This window comes from Pseudomonas sp. CBC3, from assembly GCF_037967085.1.
GTDB lineage: Bacteria > Pseudomonadota > Gammaproteobacteria > Pseudomonadales > Pseudomonadaceae > Stutzerimonas.
Map to the genome: position 1 here is coordinate 338,682 of NZ_JBANEO010000002.1, position 22,907 is coordinate 361,588.

General features: G+C 61.3%; 23 protein-coding genes. 8 read left to right on the forward strand and 15 right to left on the reverse strand.

The window, feature by feature from the left end:
- The first annotated feature begins 302 nt into the window (after window positions 1–302).
- The 4 genes from V6943_RS08700 (at window position 303) to V6943_RS08715 (ending at window position 3,590) form a co-directional block, all read left to right on the forward strand.
- Entirely contained in the window at window positions 303–563 is a 261-nt protein-coding gene (locus tag V6943_RS08700) for a hypothetical protein (protein ID WP_131648097.1), read from the forward strand.
- Window positions 564–718: 155 nt separating this feature from the next.
- A complete protein-coding gene (locus V6943_RS08705) occupies window positions 719–967 on the forward strand; it encodes a DUF2789 domain-containing protein (protein WP_131648098.1) in 249 nt (82 codons plus the stop codon).
- 97 nt (window positions 968–1,064) lie between these two features.
- Complete coding sequence (locus V6943_RS08710) at window positions 1,065–2,627, forward strand: catalase (protein ID WP_340553242.1); 1,563 nt, start codon at window positions 1,065–1,067, stop codon at window positions 2,625–2,627.
- 150 nt (window positions 2,628–2,777) lie between these two features.
- A complete protein-coding gene (locus tag V6943_RS08715) occupies window positions 2,778–3,590 on the forward strand; it encodes an inositol monophosphatase family protein (protein WP_340553243.1) in 813 nt (270 codons plus the stop codon).
- 63 nt (window positions 3,591–3,653) lie between these two features.
- Here the strand turns inward: V6943_RS08715 and V6943_RS08720 are convergent, their stop codons facing one another.
- The 3 genes from V6943_RS08720 to V6943_RS08725 form a co-directional block, all read right to left on the reverse strand.
- Window positions 3,654–4,142 carry a DUF3597 domain-containing protein gene (locus tag V6943_RS08720; protein WP_340553244.1) on the reverse strand — a complete coding sequence of 163 codons (489 nt, stop codon included), beginning with the start codon at window positions 4,140–4,142 and terminating at the stop codon, window positions 3,654–3,656.
- Window positions 4,143–4,351: 209 nt separating this feature from the next.
- A complete protein-coding gene (locus V6943_RS20395) occupies window positions 4,352–4,438 on the reverse strand; it encodes a hypothetical protein (protein ID WP_442963444.1) in 87 nt (28 codons plus the stop codon).
- Between the two features lie 94 nt (window positions 4,439–4,532).
- Window positions 4,533–5,267: a sulfite exporter TauE/SafE family protein gene (locus V6943_RS08725; protein WP_340553245.1), complete on the reverse strand. Its 735-nt coding sequence runs from the start codon at window positions 5,265–5,267 to the stop codon at window positions 4,533–4,535.
- Window positions 5,268–5,459: 192 nt separating this feature from the next.
- Here V6943_RS08725 and V6943_RS08730 point away from each other — a divergent pair, with 192 nt between their 5' ends.
- Window positions 5,460–6,356 carry a CAP domain-containing protein gene (locus V6943_RS08730; protein ID WP_340553246.1) on the forward strand — a complete coding sequence of 299 codons (897 nt, stop codon included), beginning with the start codon at window positions 5,460–5,462 and terminating at the stop codon, window positions 6,354–6,356.
- A gap of 12 nt (window positions 6,357–6,368) precedes the next feature.
- Here the strand turns inward: V6943_RS08730 and V6943_RS08735 are convergent, their stop codons facing one another.
- From V6943_RS08735 to V6943_RS08785, 11 genes are all read right to left on the reverse strand, one after another.
- Window positions 6,369–6,740, reverse strand: a complete 372-nt coding sequence (locus V6943_RS08735; RefSeq protein ID WP_131648104.1) for a SpoIIAA family protein — start codon at window positions 6,738–6,740, stop codon at window positions 6,369–6,371.
- On the reverse strand, window positions 6,740–6,997 hold the full coding sequence (locus tag V6943_RS08740) for a hypothetical protein (RefSeq protein ID WP_340553247.1): 258 nt from the start codon (window positions 6,995–6,997) through the stop codon (window positions 6,740–6,742). Before V6943_RS08740 ends, V6943_RS08735 begins: the two co-directional genes overlap by 1 nt.
- A gap of 103 nt (window positions 6,998–7,100) precedes the next feature.
- Window positions 7,101–7,382: a peptidylprolyl isomerase gene (locus tag V6943_RS08745; RefSeq protein WP_340553248.1), complete on the reverse strand. Its 282-nt coding sequence runs from the start codon at window positions 7,380–7,382 to the stop codon at window positions 7,101–7,103.
- 70 nt (window positions 7,383–7,452) lie between these two features.
- Window positions 7,453–8,988, reverse strand: a complete 1,536-nt coding sequence (glpD, locus tag V6943_RS08750; protein WP_340553249.1) for a glycerol-3-phosphate dehydrogenase — start codon at window positions 8,986–8,988, stop codon at window positions 7,453–7,455.
- A gap of 292 nt (window positions 8,989–9,280) precedes the next feature.
- Window positions 9,281–10,039: a DeoR/GlpR family transcriptional regulator gene (locus V6943_RS08755; protein ID WP_197445416.1), complete on the reverse strand. Its 759-nt coding sequence runs from the start codon at window positions 10,037–10,039 to the stop codon at window positions 9,281–9,283.
- A 138-nt stretch (window positions 10,040–10,177) separates the two neighbouring features.
- Window positions 10,178–11,689, reverse strand: coding sequence for a glycerol kinase GlpK (gene glpK, locus V6943_RS08760; RefSeq protein ID WP_131648108.1), 1,512 nt, complete (start codon window positions 11,687–11,689; stop codon window positions 10,178–10,180).
- Window positions 11,690–11,701: 12 nt separating this feature from the next.
- A complete protein-coding gene (locus V6943_RS08765) occupies window positions 11,702–12,580 on the reverse strand; it encodes an MIP/aquaporin family protein (protein WP_131648109.1) in 879 nt (292 codons plus the stop codon).
- 471 nt (window positions 12,581–13,051) lie between these two features.
- The gene (locus V6943_RS08770) at window positions 13,052–13,477 is read right to left on the reverse strand and encodes a DUF1810 family protein (RefSeq protein WP_181101563.1); all 426 of its coding nucleotides are present in this window, start codon (window positions 13,475–13,477) and stop codon (window positions 13,052–13,054) included.
- 564 nt (window positions 13,478–14,041) lie between these two features.
- Window positions 14,042–16,528 (reverse strand): helicase-related protein, encoded by a 2,487-nt coding sequence (locus V6943_RS08775; protein ID WP_340553250.1) that lies wholly within the window; start codon window positions 16,526–16,528, stop codon window positions 14,042–14,044.
- Window positions 16,529–16,868: 340 nt separating this feature from the next.
- Entirely contained in the window at window positions 16,869–17,921 is a 1,053-nt protein-coding gene (locus V6943_RS08780) for a serine hydrolase (protein ID WP_231752208.1), read from the reverse strand.
- Window positions 17,922–17,950: 29 nt separating this feature from the next.
- Window positions 17,951–18,988: a serine hydrolase gene (locus V6943_RS08785; RefSeq protein WP_231752200.1), complete on the reverse strand. Its 1,038-nt coding sequence runs from the start codon at window positions 18,986–18,988 to the stop codon at window positions 17,951–17,953.
- 289 nt (window positions 18,989–19,277) lie between these two features.
- On the opposite strand from V6943_RS08785, the gene V6943_RS08790 reads away from it, so the two are divergent.
- The 3 genes from V6943_RS08790 (at window position 19,278) to V6943_RS08800 (ending at window position 22,244) form a co-directional block, all read left to right on the forward strand.
- Entirely contained in the window at window positions 19,278–20,546 is a 1,269-nt protein-coding gene (locus V6943_RS08790) for an acyltransferase family protein (RefSeq protein ID WP_197445410.1), read from the forward strand.
- A 77-nt stretch (window positions 20,547–20,623) separates the two neighbouring features.
- A complete protein-coding gene (locus tag V6943_RS08795) occupies window positions 20,624–21,388 on the forward strand; it encodes a DUF72 domain-containing protein (protein ID WP_340553251.1) in 765 nt (254 codons plus the stop codon).
- A gap of 109 nt (window positions 21,389–21,497) precedes the next feature.
- Window positions 21,498–22,244: a dienelactone hydrolase family protein gene (locus tag V6943_RS08800; protein ID WP_374105202.1), complete on the forward strand. Its 747-nt coding sequence runs from the start codon at window positions 21,498–21,500 to the stop codon at window positions 22,242–22,244.
- A 24-nt stretch (window positions 22,245–22,268) separates the two neighbouring features.
- Here the strand turns inward: V6943_RS08800 and V6943_RS08805 are convergent, their stop codons facing one another.
- Complete coding sequence (locus tag V6943_RS08805; protein WP_197445407.1) at window positions 22,269–22,865, reverse strand: hypothetical protein; 597 nt, start codon at window positions 22,863–22,865, stop codon at window positions 22,269–22,271.
- Window positions 22,866–22,907: the final 42 nt, after the last annotated feature.

Below are 22,907 nucleotides of genomic sequence, written 5' to 3' on the forward strand. Positions count from 1 at the left end.
AGCCGTGCCATGTGAATTTGGCATAGCCCGATCGCATGGCCGCCATCGAAACAGCAGGCATCGCTCCGCGATGCCTGCTCCTGCCTCAGTTACCGCTCGGTCCACCTGATCCCATTCGACAATAGCGCGACCACCGGGCCTATCGATCTCCTGTGCCTGTGCTATACCCATTGAAGGTATCGCACGAGGACCGCCGACGACCGGCGCGCTAAGCTCGTGGCGGACCTTGACGAGAGGGGGGCAATTGGCGCGTGGCGGCATCGCTTAGGAATTGCCACGGCCATCAGTCAGGAGGTGGCACCATGACCATGATGCAATGCGAATACCGCGATCACATCATTACCGCCGAGGTAATGGAGCACCCCGGCACGCCGACGCCCTGGGCGGGCGGTTGCCGAATCACCAACCCGCAAGGACAGACCAGCCGGCGCATGGCGCTCCCGGTCGGGCACGCCTTCATGGCGGAACTCGATAAAGCGCAGCGGGCGTCCATTGCCCATGGCAAGTGGCTTGTGGATCAATCCCTGAACCAAGGCAGACAGTTGTTCGATAAGGTGGCTTGAATTCGTGACGGGCCTCGCTTTCGGCTAGGCCCGTTCTTTTTTTCCTGCTTGTTCCCGACGTTTCATCTGTTGAACTGTTGCTTGCTCGAATGCCTCTACTGAAAGCATCGCCTGCCCCGATAGGCAGCAAAACGATCAGGCAGAGGAGCCGTTTGATGGAACTTCCCAACAAAGACATGCGCACCTTGTTCGAGCAGCTGGGCCTGCCGTCAGACCCGGCCAGCATCGATGATTTCATCGCCAGTCACGCCCCGCTACCCAACCACATGAAATTGACCGAAGCGCCATTCTGGAGCGACGCGCAGCGTGCATTCCTGACGGAAGAATGGATAGACGACGCTGAGTGGGTACCGATCGTCGATGAGCTCAACGCTCGACTGCACGAAGAGCAGAAGCAGCCCTGAGGGGCTTGCGGACGGCGGCGTAAACAGCCTCACGGTTTTGTTGCAGCACCCCGTTCACCTAAAGAAGCGCCCATCCTAGACTTGTCCAGGAGCCGTTATGACTGATGAACGCAACACACTCACGACCCGTCAGGGCCATCCCGTCAGCGATAACCAGAGCCTGCGCAGCGTCGGCGAGCGTGGCCCGGCGACGCTGGAAAATTATCAATTCATCGAGAAGATCACCCACTTCGACCGCGAGCGAATCCCCGAGCGCGTCGTGCACGCGCGCGGTACCGCGGCGCATGGATGGTTCGAGCCCTATGGCAAGATCGGTGACGAGCCGGCCAGCAAATATACGCGCGCCAAGGTGCTGACCAAGGCGGGCGGGCGTACTCCGGTCTTCCTGCGTTTTTCCACCGTGATTGGTGGAAAGGAGTCACCGGAAACCGCTCGTGACCCGCGCGGCTTCGCCATCAAGTTCTACACCGAGGACGGCAACTGGGACCTGGTGGGCAACAACCTCAAGGTGTTCTTCATCCGCGATGCGATCAAGTTTCCGGACATGATCCATGCCTTCAAGCCCGATCCCGTGTCCAACCGCCAGGAAGCCTGGCGCTTCTACGATTTCGTTCAGCACCATCCCGAAGCGCTGCACATGGTGACCTGGGTCAAAAGTCCCTGGGGCATCCCTGCCGACTACCGGCACATGCAGGGCTCGAGTGTGAATACCTACAAAATGGTCAACGATAAGGGTGAGGCGGTGCTCTGCAAGTTCTCCTTCGAGCCCAAGCTCGGCGTGAAGAACCTCACCTCCCAGCAGGCTGCTGAAATCCAGATGAAAGATGTCGGCCACGCCACCCGCGACCTCTACGACGCCATCGAGCGCGGCGATTATCCCGAGTGGGAAATGGCCGTGCAGATCATGTCCGACGATCCGCACGATGAGCTCGACTTCGACCCGCTGGACGACACCAAGCGCTGGCCCGAGGACCAGTTCCCGCTGCTCCCGGTAGGACGACTGGTGCTTGATCGCAACCCGTCGAACGTCTTCGCCGAAACCGAGCAGGCCGCCTTCGGTACAGGCGTCCTGGTGGACGGCATCGATTTTTCGGATGACAAGATGCTGCAAGGTCGGACCCTGTCCTATTCCGATACCCAGCGCTACCGCGTCGGCGCGAATTATCTGCAGCTGCCGATCAACGCGCCCAAATGCCCGTACGCCACCAACCAGCGCGACGGGCAGATGGCGCATTTCGTCGATGGCGGCGGTAATCCCCACATCAATTACGAACCCAGCTCTGTCGGTGGACTCAAGGAAGCGCCCAAGGCTACACAGGATTATCACCAATGGGTCGAAGGGCATCTGGGGCGCTATCAGACGACCAAGGCTGCCGCGGATTATCACCAGGCCGGCGAGCGTTACCGCAGTTTCGAGGGCTGGGAGCGCGATGACCTGATCGCCAACATAACCGCCGACCTCAAGGAATGCCCTGAGGAAATCTGTCTGCGCATGATCTGGCACTTCTGGCATTGCGACCCGGATTACGGCCAGCGCTTGGCGGAGGGCGTCGGTGTGGACATCGAAAAGGCCAAGGCGTTGCCGCCCTTGGAAGGACGTGCCGCGCCGGGCGAAAACCTGGCGGGGCCGACCTACAGCAGCGGCGAACACGAAAGCTGAGCCGCCTCCAGGCTTCCGTCTGGCGCAATTGCGCCAGACGGAATGGCGCCGCTGTGACTGAGAAGGGCTGCGGCGTGGTATGCCCGTATAGCGTGATTCATTAAAATCCTGCTCCCCGCGCGATTGTGCGCAACCGTTCATAGGACAGCCATGAGTTCCGAGCAACCACTCGATATCGACGCGCGTTATGCCTGCGCCAAAGCCCTTGCTCTCGAGGCGGCACAGCTGGGAATGGAGTACTACCGCAAGCGCGACGCGCTAACGGTCGAGCACAAGGGCGACGACTTGCAGGATGTCGTGAGCGTCGCCGACAAAGAGATTGAACGCTTCATTCGCGGCAGGTTGACCGAACGCTTTCCCGAGGACGGTTTTCTCGGCGAGGAGAGCGGTTCCGCCGATCTTGGCGCTCGCTGCGTGTGGGTGATCGATCCCATCGATGGCACCGCCTGCTTCGTCAATGGTTTGCACAACTGGTGCGTGTCAATTGGTCTGCTGATCGACGGCGAACCGCACCTGGGCGCTATCGCCGATCCCAATCATGACGAGCTGTTCCATGGCTGTCTGGGCCGGGGCGCGTTCGTCAACGACCGCCCCTTGAAAGCGAGCAATGCCACTCATGTGGGCCAAGGCGTGACTGCCACCGGGACCTTTCACCCGCGCGGCAAGGAACACTTCATTCCTTTCCTCGAAAAGCTGCTCGCCGCGGGCGGCATGTTCTTTCGCAACGGCTCTGGTGCGCTGATGACTGCCTATGTGGCGGCGGGTCGCCTGCTCGGCTATTACGAGACCGAGCTCAAGAGCTGGGATTGCGTGGCCGGGCTGGTGATGGTCAAGGAAGCGGGTGGACGAGGGAACGACTTCTTCCGCAACGACGGACTGCTGCTTGGCAATCCTTACCTCGTCGCCTGCCCCGGCGTCTATCCGCAATTGGCCGAGATGATCGGGCCATCATTGGACGGTTGAGGTTTCGGACGCAGGAGCGTCCGGGTTGCGTTCCCACGCTGGCGCGTGGGAACGAACTCTTCATCAGGTGCGCAGTTCGGGTGGTACGGTGCCGCCGTGTTCCGCGAGCTTGTGCATCACGGCGCGATGCAGCCACATGTTCATCTGCGCCGAGTCGGCCATCTTGTCCGGCGGGCAACCCAGCTCGGTAGCGAGTTCCCTGCGCGACTCCAGGCTGCTGTCCAGGCCTAGCAACTTGAGCAGGTCGACGATGGAGGTGCGCCAGTTCAGCTGCTCCGGAAAATTCGCCGCCATGCCGTCGAGCTTCGCCGGGACATCCACAACGTTGTTAGGTCCGCCGACCGTACCGGCGGTGCCAGCCATACCCGTTGCCGATGCGCTGGCCCCGGGCGGTGTGGTGGTTGCGTTGTTAGCTGTCGTCGGGCGGTTGGAGTCGACAACCGTGTCAGTGGCATGCTGGTTGACGCCAGAATTCGGCGCGGCAGGCTTGTGCGCTTCGTTGCTGACGCCGCCCAAGCCCAGTTTGTCTTTGATCTTGTCGAACAGACCCATTTCATCATCCTCGGTTGGTGTAGGTGCTGTTTGGACCATCGTCTCGGTCAAGTCATTCGGTTCCGTAGGTCGGAAGCGATGCCCGCCGAGCTCAGTGCAAAAACGACCATGCCGCCAGAAAGCCCGGCGGCATGGTCGAGAACGGCTGGTGAGTTCGACACAGCGGAATTGCCGAACTGTTTTTGTGCGCCTGTTGGTAGCCGTTGTGGTTAGAACACCAACATGAACAAACCGATCACCACCAACAGACCGATCAGAAAAATGATGCCGATTGTGCTGCCCAGAAACTTCAGCATGAGGATGACTCCTGTTGCAGTGGGTACATTATTTCCGACTGGGGTGAGCTGTGATCGTTCAGCACTGGTGCGCCAGTGGTATGCCGGTCCGGCTTCAGAGATGCTTCCAGATCAGCTGCAAACCAGCGAGCGCCATGCCGATGCGGGCGATCCGGTAGAACCAGGTGTGATCGATGCGCTTGTGCAGCCAAAGCCCGGCCCAGACGCCGAATGGCACGATGGGCGCGAGCGCCAGGCTCAGTAGTAGGTTCTCGCGGTTGAACTGGCCGAGTGCGGCGTAGGGAATCAGCTTGATCGCATTGGTCATCAGAAAGAACAGGTTGATGGTCGCGACGTAGCGTAGCTTGTCCAGTTGCTGTGGTAGCAGATGCATCAGGATCGGCGGTCCGCCCGCATGCGCGACGAAGCTGGTGAAGCCGGCAACCGACGAAAGCAGGGTACCGCGCCCGCGTTGCAGGGGGCGGGGCTTGTCGTTGTTAGTGATCAGCCCGAGCGCCACGAAACCCACGGCGATGAACCCCATCATCAGGCCGATCATCCGTTCGTCGAGCATGCCGAAGGTGAGCGAGCCGAGGGCGATGCCGATCAGCGCGCCGGGCAGCATGACCTTGAGATTGGGGATGTCCCATTTGCCGAAATAGGCCTTCAGACCCACCACGTCCGCCAGACAGAGAATCGGCAGCATTACAGCCGCCGCCTGTTTCGGCGAGATAGCGAGCGCCAGCAGCGGCACGGCGATCCCGCCCAGAGCGCCTCCAAAGCCACCCTTGGACAGCCCGGTGAGAAAGATCGCCGGCAGCGCGAACAGCAGAAAATCGGACAGGGTCATGGCTGGGTGTGGTTCGGAATCGGTGAATGCGGTTACGTGGCGTTCGGTTTTGCCGGGCTGATGATCGCATGTCGAGGACCTGTTTCGCTTGCTCGCCTGGATCGCTCTCGGCTGGCTGTGGTCAGCAGACTAACGACCCCATGTCAGGCTCCGTGTTGTCGGGGCAAGACCAAACCGGAGCGAAGTGTTGCCATGACAGCCTCCAGATCGCCATTAATCACCCCAGCTCGAAAGCATCGAGCGCTGACCCAGGTGGCCGGCCCATTGCTGCTGCTCACTGCGTTGTTCGCGGGCGAGATAAGCGCGGATGAACCGCAAGCTCTGATTGGCTTGATCAACGCTTTCCGCGATACCGAACAGACATGCGACGGTGCCAAAGGCTCCGCGGTAGGGCCGCTTGCCCCCGCTGATGCCTTGGCGGTGGCTCCAGCGACCAGCGGGGCGCAGCTGCAACGTGCGTTGCAGGCGTCCGGCTATCGTCCGGCGAAACTACAAGCGGTCTCGATATCCGGTCCTGCGAGCACGCAGGCCGCCATGGATGCGCTCAGGCAACGCTATTGCAGCGCGCTGCGTAGCGAAGAGTTCGCGGAAATCGGTGTCTCCAGGCAGGGGAGTACCTGGCAGGTGCTGCTTGCCAAGCCTTTGCTATCGCCGGATCTAGGCGACTGGCAGGAAGCAGGGAAGAAGATTTTGAAACAAGTCAACGAAGCCCGCGCGCAAGCGCGAACCTGTGGCAGCCAGACATTCGAGGCGGTGCCGGCATTACGCTGGAATGATCGGCTGGCCGAGGCTGCGCTGGCCCACAGTCGCGATATGGCCAATCAAGACTTTTTCAGCCATCGGGCGGCGAATGGCAGCCAGGTCAGCGATCGAGCCAACCGCGCCGGCTACGCATGGAGCCGGGTCGGTGAAAACATTGCGGCAGGCCAAGGCTCGGTGGAGCAGGCCGTGGCCGGCTGGCTGGCCAGCCCCGGGCACTGCCGCAACATCATGCGGGCGGACTTCACCGAGATGGGCGCCGCATATGCGACGAATCCGGACAGCGCTGCCATCAGTTACTGGACCCAAGTCTTCGGCACGCCGCGTTGAGATACCGGCAGGCTATTGCAGGCCCTCAAGCCAGTTATGCGCCTCGGTACTCTGGTGCGCATCGAATGCCTTGATCGTCAGGCCAGGGATCAGCGCGCCTTCGATCTCGCTGGCCTTGCGCACCCACTCTCTGGAACTGACCACGGCGCAGCGGTCGAAGCGACGGATGAAGCGAAACAGCTGCGGAATCCGTGACAGCTCGACACCGACGGCGCCCAGCGTCGGCATGTCGAAGTCGCCGATGCGATAGAGCATTTGGCCATGGGTGATGCCTTCTGATTTGCGCATCAGCTCATCGAGCGCGAAGCGCATTTCATTGCTGTCGAGCTTGCCGGAAAAATCGACGTCGATGCGTTTGTCGCCTATGCGCGTTACGTGGAACATCACATCGCTCCCCTCAGGGTGGATGAAAATAGCTCTTTCTGAGCATAGCCCGTGGCTGTAATGCCGCCATCGAAACGGTCCGCGCCGGTGATTGCGGGCGTGGGTTCGCGGTGGTCGCGGATCGAAACTAATAAGGCGCTGAGCCAGATCGTCGGTGCGGTGCGGTGCGGTGCGGTGCGGCGTAGAGCAGGTGCGGCTTGAAGAGTCTGGCTGGACGCTTCCGCCACGAAGCTTGACGCATGGGGCAACGTCGGCATGTTGCCCGCGGGCAAGAACTGACAATCAATTGGACGTTGCAGAGAAAGGCTGTGGAGAGCTGGAGGAGGGAGCCCCCGGCGCCGTAGCGCGGGGGCGGCAGGATCAATCCTGACGGTTGGTCACTTCCAGCAGGTGGTAGCCGAACTGGGTCTTCACCGGGCCCTGCACGACATTGAGCGGGGCGCTGAACACCACGGTGTCGAACTCCTTGACCATCTGGCCCGGACCGAACGAGCCCAGGTCGCCGCCCTGACGGCTGGATGGGCAAGTGGAATTGTCCTTGGCAACCTGAGCGAAATCGGCGCCGCCTTCGATGGCAGCTTTCAGTTCGTTGCACTTGTCTTCGGTGGGAACCAGGATGTGGCGGGCAGTGGCTCGGGCCATGGGGAGTTACTCCGTCTTGAGAAGGGGTTGAGCCTACCGCAATCGGCGGTGATTCGAAATGCTGCGGCCATCAGGCCGCATTCATATCCGTTGCCTTCGCTGGCGCAGGCCGGGCGTCCAGATAGTGGCGCAATCGGGCAAGCTCGTCAGCCGTGAACGACAGGCCGAGCTTGGTGCGGCGCCAGAGAATGTCGTCCGCACAGGTTGCCCATTCCTGCTGGTGCAGATATTCAACTTCCAGCGTGTAGAGGTCCTGGCCCAGCAGTTCGCCCAGCTCAGTGACTGAGCGAGCCTCGCCAATCATTTTCCAGACGCGACTGCCGTAAAGATTCGCCCATCGCCGAGCCAGGTCTAAGTCGATGCCTTCGATCCTGTCGACCAACTTTTCGACCAATGCTTGCGGCGAGTCCATGCCTTCGCCACCGGGAAGGCTGGCCTTCGCTGTCCAGCGCTCGCCCATTTGCGGGAAGAACGGCGCAAGGTGTTCCATCGCCGACTCGGCCAGTTTGCGGTAGGTCGTAAGTTTGCCGCCGAACACCGAAAGCAACGGCGCCTGCTTCTGCTCGGCTTCCAGCGACAGGGTGTAATCGCGGGTAACGACCGAGGGATTGTCGGACTCGTCGTCGCAAAGAGGGCGAACGCCGGCAAAGGTGTGCAGGATGTCCTTGGGTTCCAATTGCTCGCGGAAGTGCGCATTGGCCACGCCCAGCAGGTACGCGATTTCTTCTTCGCTGATGCTGACCGTGGCCGGATCGCCGTGATACTCGCGATCGGTGGTGCCGATCATGGTGTAGCGGCCCATGTACGGGATGGCGAACACGATGCGCCGATCCTCGTTCTGCATGATGTACGCCTGCTCGCCTTCGTACAGTTTGGGCACGATTACGTGGCTGCCCTGAATCAGCCGGATGCCGTAAGGCGAGCGCTGCTGAAGGTTTTCGCCGATGAATTGCGCGACCCAAGGACCCGCCGCGTTGACCAGTGCCTTGGCGCGCAGCGAAAAGCGCGTGCCGTCCTGGCGCTGTAGCTCGACATGCCAGATACCGCCGGCACGTTTGGCGCTCAGGCAGCGGGTGCGGGTATGGATGTGCGCGCCTTTTTCGCGCGCCGCCATGGCGTTGAGCACTACCAGTCGTGCATCGTCGACCCAACAATCGGAATATTCGAAACCGCGCCGTATCGCCGGTTTCAGCGGGCTTTCATCGCCGAAGCGCAGGCCGCGCGAGGCGGGAAGTTGTTCCCGCTTGCCGAGGTTGTCATAAAGAAACAGCCCGGCTCGAATCATCCAGGCGGGCCGCAGATGCGGGCGATGGGGCAGGACGAAACGCATCGGCTTGACGATATGCGGCGCCTTGCGCAGCAGCACCTCGCGTTCGGCCAGTGCCTCGCGTACCAGGCGGAACTCATAATGTTCGAGATAACGCAGGCCGCCGTGGATCAGCTTGCTGCTGGCCGATGATGTATGGCTGGCAAGATCGTCGCGTTCGCACAGGAAAACCGACAGCCCGCGCCCAGCCGCATCGGCGGCGATCCCGACGCCGTTGATTCCTCCGCCGATAACGGCGATGTCATAGAGCTCGGAGACGGGGCGGTCGGTGTCGGTCACGGTGTTCTCCTAAAAAACGAATATCTATTTTCGAATATGAACATCGTAGCGTAGAGGAGTTCTTCTCTCCAGATAGAATGTTCACTTTTTATATCAAAAAGAAAATAAACGAACAGAAGTGAGCTGCTTGTTGGTGCTGAGGTTCTTCGGAGTTGTGGCTTTTTTTCTTGGTGGGCTGAAGCCCACCCTACGGTGGCTCGGAGCAGTCAGTCTTTGTAGGGTGGGCTTCAGCCCACCAGATGCTTCAGGCAGGTTGATGCTGGCTCAAACACCTGCCTTTGCTAAACGACGATCACCCCGTGACTTCCAGCTTCACGTCATGGCGCGCGAGCAGGTCGACAAAGGCTTCCGGCGGCTGGGCCTCGGTGAACAGCACATCGATCTGCTCCAGCGAACCGAGGCGGGTCATCGCATTGCGGCCGAACTTGCTCGAATCCGCAGCGAGGAAGATCTTGCGGGCGTTGTTGATAATGGCTTGGGACACGCGGACTTCCTGGTAATCGAAGTCCAGCAGGGTGCCGTCTTCATCGATACCGCTGATGCCGATCAGCGCGAAGTCCACTTTAAATTGACTGATGAAGTCGGCGGTTGCCTGGCCGACCACGCCGCCGTCGCTGCGCACGTTGCCGCCAGCGATCAGGACGTCGAAGTCTTCCTTGGGGCTGAGGATGCTCGCCACATGCAGGTTGTTGGTGATGACCTTGAGGTCGCGATGATTCAGAAGCGCGTGGGCGATGGCTTCGGTGGTGGTACCGATGTTGATGAACAGCGAAGCTTGATCGGGAATGTGCGCAGCCATGGCATCGGCGATACGGCGCTTCTCGTCGCGCATCTGTCGGGCGCGCTGGGTGTAGGCGGTGTTCTGCACGCTGGAGTCGTGAGCGGCGCCGCCATGGTAGCGGCGTAGCAGGCCGGCTTCGCCGAGCTGGTTGATATCGCGGCGGATGGTCTGCGGCGTCACCGCGAACTGCTGCGCCAGCTCTTCGATGCTGACGTAGCCGCGTTCGCGCACCAATTCGAGAATGCTCTGCTGTCGTGGGGCCAGACTCATGGAGGCTTCCTTCTTATCGATATGCCGGAAGCATGCCGCAGTCTGGTCTCCGATTAAAGAATTGTTCGTTTGTGAATAGCGGCGCCGGCGCGGAAACGAATCCGGGCCGGCGCCGTCGAGTGGCAATGCCGGTTTGATTTAGTCCTCTGCCCAGTCTCGAGTGCGGTCTACAGCCTTCTTCCAACCCTTGTAAAGTGCCTCGCGCTGCTCGTTATCGCAGGCCGGTTCGAAGACCCGCTCGATGGTGGCCTTGCTGCGTAGCTCATCGAGGCTGCTCCAGAAGCCGGTCGCCAGGCCCGCCAGATAGGCAGCGCCGAGGGCGGTGGTTTCCTTCATTTGCGGGCGTTCGACATGGGTACCGAGCAGGTCGGCCTGGAACTGCATGAGGAAGTTGTTGGCTACCGCGCCGCCGTCCACACGCAGCGAGCGCAGACGTTCGCCGGCGTCCTGCTGCATGGCATCGAGGACATCGCGGGTCTGGTAGGCGATGGATTCCAGCGCGGCACGGATGAGGTGGTCGACCTTCACACCGCGCGTCAGCCCGAACAATGCGCCACGGGCGCGAGGGTCCCAGTAGGGCGCGCCGAGGCCGGTGAAGGCAGGCACCAGATAGACGCCATTGCTGTCCTTGACCTTGGTGGCGAAGTATTCGGAATCCAGCGAATCATTAATCACCTTCAGCTCGTCGCGCAGCCACTGCACGGTGGAGCCGCCGTTGAAGATGGCGCCTTCCAGTGCGTAATTGACCTCGCCCTTCGGGCCGCAGGCAATGGTGGTAAGCAGGCCGTGCTCGGACTGTACGGCCTTGGTTCCGGTGTTCATCAACAGAAAGCAGCCGGTGCCGTAAGTGTTCTTGGCCTGGCCCGGCTCGACGCACATCTGCCCGAACAGCGCCGCCTGCTGATCGCCCGCGATACCGGCAATCGGGATGCCGGTGCTCTGGCCGGAGCCGAGATAGGCATGACCATAGATCTCGGAGGAGGAGCGCACCTCGGGCAGCATTTCGCGCGGGATATCCAGCGCCTCCAGCATGACCGGGTCCCAGTCCAGCTTGTGGATGTCGAACAGCATGGTGCGCGAGGCGTTGGTGTAATCGGTGACGTGGGCCTTGCCCTGGGTCATCTTCCAGATCAGCCAGCAATCGACGGTGCCGAACAGAAGCTCACCACGCCGCGCACGTTCGCGACTGCCCTCGACGTGATCGAGGATCCACTTGATCTTGGTGCCGGAGAAATAGGGATCGATGACCAGGCCGGTGGTTTTGCGGATGTGCTCCTGCATGCCGTCACGCTTGAGCTGATCGCAGATCGGCGTGCTCTGGCGGCTCTGCCAGACGATGGCGTTGTAGATGGGCCTGCCGGTGAGCTTGTCCCAGACGATGGTGGTTTCGCGCTGGTTGGTGATGCCGATGGCCGCCACTTGCTCGTTGGTGATGCCGGCCTGGGCCAAGGCTTCGACGAAGACGCCGCTCTGGGTGGCCCAGATTTCCATCGGGTCATGCTCGACCCAGCTCGGCTGCGGGTAGATCTGCGCGAACTCGCGCTGAGCGATAGTGACCACGTTGGCGTTGCGGTCCAGCACGATGGCACGGGAACTGGTGGTGCCCTGGTCGAGGGCGACGATGAATTGCTTGTCGTTCGGGTTGCTCATGATGTCGATTCCTTAACGAGCTTCTTGGGCAGTGGCATCGTGTTTGCTGTAACGCTTGGCTTCGTGATCTGGCTCAGGTGCAGCACAAGCGCCCGAGCCCAGATTCGGGAGATGCTTGCAGATTAGTGCCTTGTAGCCTGCGGCGCCGATGCAGGCGCCCAGCACCGGAGCGATCAGCGGGACCAGAAAGTAGGGAATGTCCCGCCCGCCAGTGAAGGCGACCTCGCCCCAGCCGGCGAAGAAAGTCATCAGCTTCGGTCCGAAATCCCGTGCCGGGTTCATAGCAAAGCCGGTTAACGGGCCCATCGCGCCGCCGATCACCGCGATCAACAGGCCGATCAGCAGCGGAGCCAGCGGGCCGCGGGGCAGGCCATTACCGTCGTCGGTCAGCGCCATGATCATTCCCAGCAGAATAGCGGTAATCACCACTTCCACCAGAAACGCCTGGCCGATGGACAGGGACGCGTGAGGGTAGGTGGAGAACACCGAAGCGAGTTCAAGGCTGGCGAGGCTGCCGCGCGTCATCTGCTGGGCTTGTTCGAAATCGAAAAAAAGGCTGCTGTAAAGTCCGTAAACCAACGCAGCGGCGCAGAATGCGCCTGCCGTCTGGGCGAGGATATACGCGGGCACCTTGTTGCGCTCGAAGGTGCCGAACAGCCAGAGCGCGATGGACACGGCAGGGTTCAGGTGAGCGCCCGACACGCCGGCTGCGAGATACACTCCCATGCTGACGCCGATTCCCCAAATAACGCTTATTTCCCAAAGGCCTAGATCAGCACCGCCAAGCTTCAGCGCGGCGACGCAGCCGGTGCCAAAGAAGATCAATAGAGCGGTGCCGAGGAATTCGGCGATGCATTGCCCCCGTAGCGTCGGGGTGGACGGGTTACTCATGCGCAGAACCTCTTCTGGAGACTGTTGTTTTTATAATCCGAATACTGCGTGGGTTCGGAAATGTTCGGAAGCGAAAACTTAAAGTCAAAGTTTGGTGCTGTCAAAGTAAAAACTTGAACATTTCATCGAAAAGGTAGCGAACGGAGCGGTAGATCCGTTGTCGCCATCAGCCGGCGCAGGCTAGCCAGCGGCAAAGTGCGAAGAAGTGCGGAACGTCAACGCCGAGTGGCCTCAGCGCGGCGCAACGCTGATGCACCATCGCATGGAGAGCTACCAGAAGAGTTTTCTCACAGGCAAAGCCGCCTCTCGTAACGGACGTTCAGCCAAGCGAACTGTGGGGTACTGGCCATGCGCAGAGCGCACCCTACGGAGTACGAGACCCTTGTAGGGTGCGCTCCGCGCAGCAAAGCCCTGATGGCATACCGGCAGTGCAATCGCCTCTGACAATCACATGCTAGAGCTTGACAACGCTCAGCGTTGCAGTCTGGCCAACGTCGCCGGATCTGCCTCGCCGCCATAGAAAGCGTCCAGGACCTGACGATAGATGGTCCGCTCAGGTGCGACGGCGCTGAACAGCGTCATGCTCGAACGTAGCTTCAGGTCATCGGGCGAGCCGAGTATCTGCCGCGCCGGACGATCGGTGTGCTGCAGCATCGCCTGCGCGCATTCCTCCAGCCGTGCTCCCAGCAGCGGATGCTGCAGATAGACGAGCGCCTCGTCTGTGCTGGAAATGGCGTAGCGTCGCGCCATGTCGCTATGGCCGAGCCCGGCGATCTGGGGAAAAACGAACCACATCCAATGGCTTTGTTTACGACCGGCTTTCAATTCCGCCAGCGCGCGATCGTAGATGCCGTCTTGGGCGACGACGAATCGTTTCAGGTCGTAAGTATCGTGCATGGGTGCCTCCGCACGCTGCGTCCATCGTTCATATGAGACAGCCCCGGACTCGATGATTCGCTTCTTCTGACGTGGCTGTTTACGCGTTGTTTACACCTGCCTGACGCCCGCTGACCGAGCGGCGGTGTTTGATAGCTGTGGGCAACGAGCCCACTCGTAGAAAGGAGAAAGCCATGTTCAGTCGCATACTCAAGATCGGTCTGCTTACCGGCTGCCTGATCACAGCCAGTACCGCTTCAGCAGCTGATCGCAACGTTGTGGTTCCCGTATTGGCGGGTGCGGCAGTCGGGGCGGTTCTGGTCGCGGTGCTATCGAACGATTCCGATGACCGTCACAGCCATCGGCATTCTCGCCGTTATCAGCATCAGCCGAAGCCTCATGTTCATCACCATCGGCATGCGCCCCGTGCAATAAGGTACCGGCCGAAACGCGTCGAGTACGTCATGGTCCCAGTGGAGCGTCGAGATTGGCGCAGAGGACATCGTTAACAGCCAAAGCAAAGAAGCGGGCACCCTACACTCATAAACCATTGAGCTGATGGGGCGCCCGCCTGGCCGTGAATCGCTACGTTTTTACCTGCTTTGGAGCGCGCCGTTTGGCGTATGGCTGCTCTTTGCCTCGCTGTTCCTGAAAGCAGTTCTGACACAAACGAAATTGTCGCTCGGCCATTGGCATGGCCTTGCCGCACTGCTTGCAGTTTCGGGTTTCGCCTGAGAGGCGGCGGCGGTCCGAACTGCGCGGCTTGCGTTGGCGGGACAGCTCGCGGGTGATCGCGCCGTTTAGCAGGCTGCGGTGCTGTTCGGCCTGTTCCAGCGCCGGGAAGTGCGCCGGCAGCGTTCGCGCCAAGTGCAGGTAGGTTTCGATGACATGCAGCGAACTTTCCAAGGTCGCCAGATCGGCATCGATGATCAGCCGCGGCAGCGGGACTTCCTTGTCCTGCGCAACCTTCTTCAGCCATTGCTGGGCGCAGATGCTGGCGGGACTGTCGAGACCGCCACGGATCGGCGTGCAGGCGAAGATCCAGCGCAGCGGCAGGTCAATGGTCGGGTCGTCGATCAGCTTGATCCACTCGGCCAGCTCGTCCGGCAGCACCGAGATGAATTCATCACCGTAGTTGATGTTGCGATTGAAGGTCAGCCAGGCACGCAGCAGGCTGGGTTCGTCCATCAGCTCGGCGATGGCTTGCAGATGTTCGATCGATGGCCGGACCTGGAATTGCGACAGATCCACTGGCAGATCCGCGCTGTGGAACAAGCGCTTGACCGACTGCAGGGTCTGCACATCGAGCGCAGTGATGAGGCCGCTGTCGTGATGGCCGAAACGCCCGGCGCGCCCGCCGATCTGCTTGACCTCCTGCACCTTAAGTTGGCGGTTCTGGATGCCGTCGTACTTCTCGTCGGTATAGAAGCACAGCGTATGCGCCGGTAGATTGAGGCCCATGCCGACGGCATCGGTGGCGACCATAATGTCCGCCTCGCCTTCACGAAACCGTCGTGCCTGCTCGCGGCGCACTTCCGGCGACAGCGCGCCGTAGACCACCGAGACGCTCTTGCCGGTCATCTCCAGCATGGCCTTGAGTTCCAGTACCGTCTTGCGGCTGAAGGCGACCAGCATCGAGCCTTCGTCGAGCTGCTTGAGCGTGGTCGAGCGACGCGCCACTTCCACCGGCGACAGACGCTTGGTGCGCTTGACCACCAATTCGTCATCGCACAGGTCGCAGAGCGTTTTCAGCGAGGGTTGGATCAGCTCCGGACCGGTCATGATCAGCTCTGGCGTATAGGCGCTGACCAGTGCATCGACCCAGGCCCAGCCGCGCTGCGAGTCGGCCATCATCTGCACTTCATCGATGACCACCACGTCCCAGGGCTGATGGCGGAAGCGGGCGAACTCTTCGACCGTGCAGCAGTAATGCGTGGCGCCTTCGCGGATGATTTCCTCCTCTCCGGTGACCAGCGAGCAAGGCACGCCCATGGACTCGATGCGTTCCTGGTTTTCCAGCGCCATCAGCCGTAGTGGCGAAAGATAGATGGCATGCTCGACGCCGGTCATCGCCTCGATGGCCTGGTGCGTCTTGCCGCTGTTGGTAGGACCGAGCAGGGCGGTCCAGGTGCGGGTAATGCGCCGCGCCGCGTAGAGTTTGTGGTAGTGCACGAAGCGCGGGTTGTTCTCCAGCAGCACGGCGAAGGCCATCTTCTCCTTGTGGTCCTGGCGGGCGAAGCGGATGGTCCGGCGAAGTTTCTTCGGCTCCATCATGAACACTTCGGTCAGGCGCTTCTCGCCCAGCAGCTGCAGGTCGAAGTCGCCGGCTTCCTCGATCATCGTCTCGAACTTGGCCAGCAGATCCTGACGATCCTGCGCCTTCAGTTCGGCCACGTCCTGTTCGCTTAGCACTTGACCTTGGCCACCGGGAATGCGCCGCTGCAGGTCCAGCGCGACGTCGCCGTGGCGCAGTTCCACGACATAACGCAGTTCGTGCTTCACCTCGTTGAGGATATCGACGGCCTTGGCGGCGAAGTCATCGAGCCGGGAGAGTTTTGTCGGCAAGCGATCCAGAACGCGCGTCTTCTGCTCGTCGCTCATGCTGGCGAAGGGGCGCTCCAGCACATGCAGACGGTCCCGGACCCGTGCTTCGATGGCGTCGTCCACGTTGGCTTCGAATTCGTCGATGGAGGTGCTGTCAGGGATGCGCAGCGCGAGCTCGGGTTCCAGCAGGTTCTGTAGCGGACCGCAGTCGAGCGTTTTCTCGACGCCGAAGATGTCGACGTTGCAGCTGTAGTCGTTCAGATCGCGATTGAGCAATCGGCCGATCAGGCTCTGGGGATCGGCACCCTCGACGTTGGCATCGACCGCCGGCTCGTCCAGTCCGAGCCAGAACAACCGCGCCGCGCGCCCGATCTCGGGCGGTTGATGACCGATATAGGTGCTGAACCAATTGTCCTGATGGTTCTTCTTTGGCACGAAGTCGGGATGGCGCTCCGAGGCCCATGTCAGGAAGCGCTGCAGTCGCTCCAGCTTGAGGGAGTTGCGGTGTTTGACTTCGGCCTTGCGCATGATCGACGCCTCTCTGATCAGTTCAGCTGCCCCATTATGGACAACCCGATGGGAACTTCCGATCAATTGCTCTGCATTCGCGTGGATCTCAATTCAACGATCAGCAACGCAAGCGGATCGGCATGGAACTGCGGCAGTGTGCTTTCGCTTCTTGTGGGACTTCGCGGCGAAGCTTTGGCTTTTGCGCTGGCTGAGGGCACGCTTTCGCCGCGAGGTCGCGCCTCCTACGAAAGCGGATCGGCGTGGGGCTGTGGCAGTGCGCATTGCTTTTTGTGGGAGGCCTGCTCTCGGGGCGAAGCTTTTGGGTTGAGCCGCGCGGGAGCGGCGGAACCATCAGCCATCACTCGGTTTTGTTTAGCAGCACTCGGGTAATGGCTTCGCCCAAGCGCTCGAAGGCCGCTCCGGCTTCCTTGGCTTCGTCCAGGGCCTCGGCGCAGGCCACGATGATGACGGTCTTCGCCTGCTTTTCCGCCAGGGGTTCGATCACGCCTACGTGGCAGGCGCGTTCCAGTTGCGTGCCGGTCTTCTGGATGAAGGGCACATCGCTGGGCAGGCCGGCTTCGAGGCGGTAGGCGTCATACCGATCCAGCTTCATGTCCTTGAACAGCAGATCCCGGCTGGACTCGGAAAGCAGATCGCCTTCGACCAGTTTCTCCAGCAGCGTGCCGTAGGCTTCCAGCGTGCTGGAATTCAGGTTGCGCGCGTAATAGCGCTCATAAGCCTGCTCCATGCTGTCGGCCTTCAGCTCGCTTTCGGAGAGCGACAGGGCGTTGGCGACCGCCTCGTAGCGCGGCTCGCTGAAGGGCGCCGATGCAAGCTTCACCAGTTCGATGTTGTCCAGTTCATGCGCACCGGGATGCAGCTCGCCATAGACGTCCCGCCGCACCTGAGTGAAGTCGGTGATGCGTTCAAAGCCCTTGCCGCCCATGTTCTTGCGTGTGCGCTCGTTCAGCTCATCCTCGCCAATGAGCCGGATCAGCATGTTGGCGGCCGTGTTGTCGCTTTCGATGAGCATTTCATTCAGCAGCGCTCGCAGCGAATACTCGACGCCTTCGTCCTGCCAGACCAGATCGCCGGAGCCGTCGACCTTATCCGTGGCTTCCAGGCTCATCTGCTCGTCGAGGCTGTGCTCGCCTTCGTCGACGCTCTGCAGGACCGCGATGGCGATCGGCACCTTGACCGCCGACCCCAGGTACCAGAAGCGGTCCGCCTCGTAGTCGAGTGCCTCGCCGTCACCTAGGTGTTTGATGTAAACGCCGAGATTGCCTGGGCTCTGTTCGTCGATCTGGCGAATGTCCTGCTCCAGCGCGTTGCGCCAGGACTCCGAATAGGCCTGTTCCTTATACGCCCAGAGCGCCAGTCCGAGGCCTACCAAGGCCGGTAGGGCGAGCAATTTTCCGGTGCGCGCGAGCGGGGCTGGTTTCATAGGCGAAGCACTCCAGAGGCGGTTATCGCTTCGCCCGCGCCGCGCAACGCGCGTTCGGCCTTGGCGGTGGATGCAGCACCGCGCACGCAGGCGATCACAACGATACGTCCGGCGGGGTCGGCTATGCGGAAGGGTGGCGGCGCGATCACGCCGGCATCGCAGATACGGGCGAGCTGAGTGCCGGTCTTGTGCGCATAGCCGACCGTCGGCGGCAATCCGGCCTTGATGCGCTGGGCTCCGGTGGCCACGCGATTCATCACGCTGAGCAGGTATTCGGTGCTGGCTTGGCTCAGCGCCTTACCTTCCACCACTGCGGACAGGAGATCGCCATAGGCTTGCAACGTGCCCGAATTGAAGGGCGTCGCGTAATAACGTTCATAGGCCTCGCGCAGCGGGATTTTGGTGAACGCGCTCTGCTGGACGCCCAGCAGGCTGGCCAGAAGCGAGAGGCGTCCGGCTTCGCTGCGCTGCGCTTTGAGCGAAAGGAAATCCCTGCCGGAGAGCAGGCGGGCAGAGGGGTGTAGTTCCCCGTAGATCAACCTGCGCACACCCGCCAGGGTGGTGATCGGGCCGAGGCCTTCCGGCACCAGTTCGCGGGTCACGGCATTGACCGCGTCGAGGCCGACCAGGCGGATGAGCATGTCGCTTGCGGTGTTATCGCTGTGGATCAGCATCTGGTCCATCAGGTAACGGACACTGAGCGAGGTTCCCGGTGCGTGTCGTTTGGTCGGTCCGGCGCCGTCGACGTAGTCCGACTCCAGCAAGCGCACGGTGCTGTCCAGGCTCAGGGTGTCCTGATCGATGCGACGCATGACGGCAATGGCCACCGGGACCTTGACCGTGGACGCAAGGTACCAGGCTTCCTCGCCGTGGTAGGAGGCCGACACGCCGGTATCCAGATCCTTGAGGTAGATGCCCAGCTCGCCCGAGGTGCTCGCATCGACCTTGGCGATGTGTTCGAGGAAGTTTTCCGTCCAGCTGAAACCGTCCTGCGCCACCGCCCGCAGTGGCGATGCAAGCAGGACCATTGCCATCAGCAAGGGCGTTGCGATACCTGTTCGTAGCTGGGGCTTGGCTCGGAACAACACGGTTAGCGGACCTCTCTGCCGGTTATTGGTCATGGTTGGACCTGCATCGCTCCGGCCCGTGCCCGACGCATACGTGACGAAATATTGATCTTTCGGATGACGGCGTTGTGCGACGTGCCGTGTCGCCTATCCAAGCCGGCTGCGGCGCGAATGCTCAGCGGATATCGAACGACTGCCTGCAACGGAACGTCCTATTTGCGGACGGCACGTGGTCGCCGCATAGCAGGAGCAACGCATGGAGCAAGTCAGCAGGGAAAAATTCATCGGGCTCGAGTGGTTGCGATTTTCGCTCGGCATATACCTGGTGTTCTTTCACACGATCCATGTGTATCCCGAGGAACAGCGGCCCTGGTGGCTGTCGGACCTGACCGGGGTGGGGTTCTTCGCGACCAGCAGTTTCTTTGTGCTGTCGGGCTTCTTGCTGGCCCATGTCTATTGTCAGCAAGGACAACTGCGCGAACCGGGGCGCAGCTTCCTCAGCCGGCGTTTCGCCAATCTCTATCCGTTGCACCTGTTTTCATTGGGACTGACGGCGGTGGTGTTGTTCATCATCGCCAAACTCGGTATCCCGCCGGACGACGCCAAGGCGACTCTGCGTTTCGTGGTTTACGACACCAACGAGGATTTGGGCGAGGCGTCCAGAGAGGCCCTTGAGCACTTCATGGGCAATGGCGAGCTGTTGCTCAATTTCGTCCTGCAGCTGTTCATGCTGCAGGCATGGAATCCTTACTACCTGACCTTCAACCCACCGTTGTGGTCGATTTCCACGCTGTTCTTCTTTTATCTGACGTTCCCTTTGCTGGCGCCGCGGCTGATGCGGTTGCGGCACAAGGCACTCTGGCTCGCGGTCATCGCGGCGATCTACCTGATCCCGCCGCTCTGGGTGATTCAGCAGCAGGAATATGGTGTTCCCTATACCGGCATGCTGCACCGCATGCCCTTGCTGCGCCTGCCGGAATTTCTCGCCGGCATCTTGTTGTATGGGGTGTTCCGCGAAATGCAGAGTCAAGGACGCGTGCCGAGGCCGGGCAGTCGTTTGGCGCTGGCAGGCTTCGTGCTGGCCTGCTTCATCGCCGCCATTTGGCTGCTGAAGGGAGAAAAGCTCTGGTACTTCCTGCTGCACAACGGGCTGCTGCTGCCCTCGCAATTGGCGCTGGTCTACCTCTTTGCGCTGATCGCCACGCCAGGCAGCGCCCGCGTGAATCGCTGGTCGCAGCGTCTAGGAACGGCATCGCTGCCGCTGTTCGTGCTGCATGTACCGGCGTTCATCCTGTTTTCTCGTTCGGAAAAATTGCTGGGCGTCGCTTCGTCCAGCTGCTTCGAGACCTGGGCCGATTGCGCCGTCCGGGCCGGAGAACAACCGCTGTCACTGCTGTTCTATCCGCTCTACTTGATCTTGACGGTGGTGCTCTGCGTCTGGGCTCAGGAGCATGCCGTGGTGCCGGCGCGTAAATGGTTGCTCAAGCGGTTGCCGGTCCAGTCGGGCACGCAATCGGCACGCTAGGGTCGATTAGCGCCGGAGGATCAAGCCGGCATGCGCGATGGTCATCTGTAAGAGCCAACATTCGGCGGGACCTCACAGTGAAGGACTTCGACACCTCCATATTTCTCGGCACGGCGGGCTGGAGCCTGCCGCGCGAGCAGTGGCCAGCATTCCCGGACGAGGGCACGCACCTGCAGCGCTACGCTGATCGTTTTCCAGCGGTGGAAATCAATAGCTCCTTCTATCGCCCCCATCGACCCGCCACCTACGCCAAGTGGGCCGAAAGCGTGCCGGCGGCGTTTCGCTTCTGCGTGAAGCTGCCCAAGCAGGTCACCCACGAGCGGCGGCTGATCGCTTGCGAAGAACCGCTCGAACGTTTCCTGCACGAGTGCGGCCATCTGGGCGAGAAATTGGGCTGCCTGCTTGTGCAATTACCGCCTTTGCTGGCCTATGACTCTGCGAGCGCCGGTACTTTTTTCGCTGCATTGAGAGCCCGCCACGACGGGCCGGTGGCCATCGAGCCTCGCCATCGTAGCTGGCTCGATGCCGAGTCGCTGCTGCAGCAGGCGCAGATCGCCCACGTCGCTGCCGATCCCGCGCCCTTTGCCGAAGCGGCCGAGCCGGGCGGCTGGGCGGGGTTTCGCTATTACCGGCTGCACGGCTCGCCGCGCATCTACCATTCCTCATACGCTGCCGATTGGCTCGATTCGCTGGCCGACCGCCTAGCTGATCAGCCGGACGGCGTTGCTAATTGGTGCATCGTCGACAACACGGCCAGTGGGGCAGCGACGGCCAATGCGCTGGCGCTGCAGGGGCGCCTCCCAAGCAACGGGCGCCAACGACACAAACCGAAACGGTCCTGAAGTAGGGTCCGCCTGTACGGTGGGTTTTTTCCGCTACTGTTGAAAAGTCGTCTCACTTCGCAGGTAGAAACCCATGAAAAAGACGTGCATTGCCCTGGCGCTGGCCGGGATGGTCGGCGTTGCCGAAGCCGCTGTGGTGGTCAAGCCCCATGCCTATGAAATCGACGGCGAAGCCTTCGAGGGCTTACTGGTTTACGACGATGCGGTGACCACGCCGCGCCCTGGTTTGGTGATGGTGCCCAACTGGCTAGGGGTAACCGAGCGTTCGGCTGAGAAGGCCGCGCGCGCCGCAGGGGAGAAATACGTGGTGTTCATGGCGGATTTATACGGCAAGGCGGTACGGCCATCGAGTCCGGATGAAGCCAAGGCGGCCGCCACCTCGGTACGCGGTGATCGCGCGCTGATGCGCAAGCGCGCCCAGGCTGCGGTCGATGCGTTCAAATCACAGCAGGACGTAGCGCTGGATACCAGCAAGATGGCGGCGATCGGTTTCTGCTTTGGTGGCGGCGCAGTGCTGGAACTGGCCCGCTCTGGTGCCGATCTGGACGCCTTCGTCTCCTTTCACGGCAACCTGGACACGCCTAACCCCGATGACGCTAAGCAGATCAAGGCACCTGTGCTGGTTTTGCACGGTGCCGATGATCCGGCTGTGCCGAAGGAGCAAGTCGATGGCTTCGTCGCCGAGATGCAAGCCACCGATGCCGACTGGCAAATGGTCAGCTATGGCAACGCCGTGCATTCGTTTACCGACCCCTATGCCAAGGTGCCGGGCCGCAACGAGTACAACCCGTTGGTGGCGAAGCGCGCTTTCGAGGCCATGAACGACCTGCTCGATGAGGTGTTCATGGCGCAATGAGCGTGATGCACTTTCGGCGGCGCGTTACCGCGGAATGATCCGCACCCGCCCGGCCGTGTTGTCACGACGCTCGGCCTTTTCGTTTTCGGCGCGGCCTGGAATCGAGCCATCGTCCGCGCCGCGGTCCGGTGTGGCCATTCCATTCAGCTCGCGTTCGTCGACGCTGATGGATGTGGCGTCCGGGTAGCCAGTCGTCAGGGTTTCGGTGCTGGCCGTGACGGGCGTCGTGTCATCGTCGCCCCAGCCGGCACTGCGCTCGTCGATATCGATCGCACCGTTTCGCTCCATCAGCTGCTCGACCATCGATATCTGGCCTTCGTCGTCCAGCGTGACGGTGACAATGGTCGAACCACGACGAGCCGCCTCTGGGTAGCGACCGGCGTGCTTGCTCGAATCGTCGCCGAAGACGTTCTGGAAGAAGCTGCCAATTTTGTCGGCGACCGTGGCGTCCTTGTCCGGTTCTTCGCCGACGACTTCCACCCGGCTGCTGTCGACCGTGGCGGGGTTGAAGGATGCGGATATCTGAATGTCGTCGCTGGGCACGCCCTTGCTCAGGAGTTCGGTTTTGACGCGCTCGGCTTCGGCGTAGCGGTCGAAGGCGGCAATGAGAATCTGAGTCATGATTTCACCTCGGTTCGTGCGGCCAGGCTGCGTTCGATATGG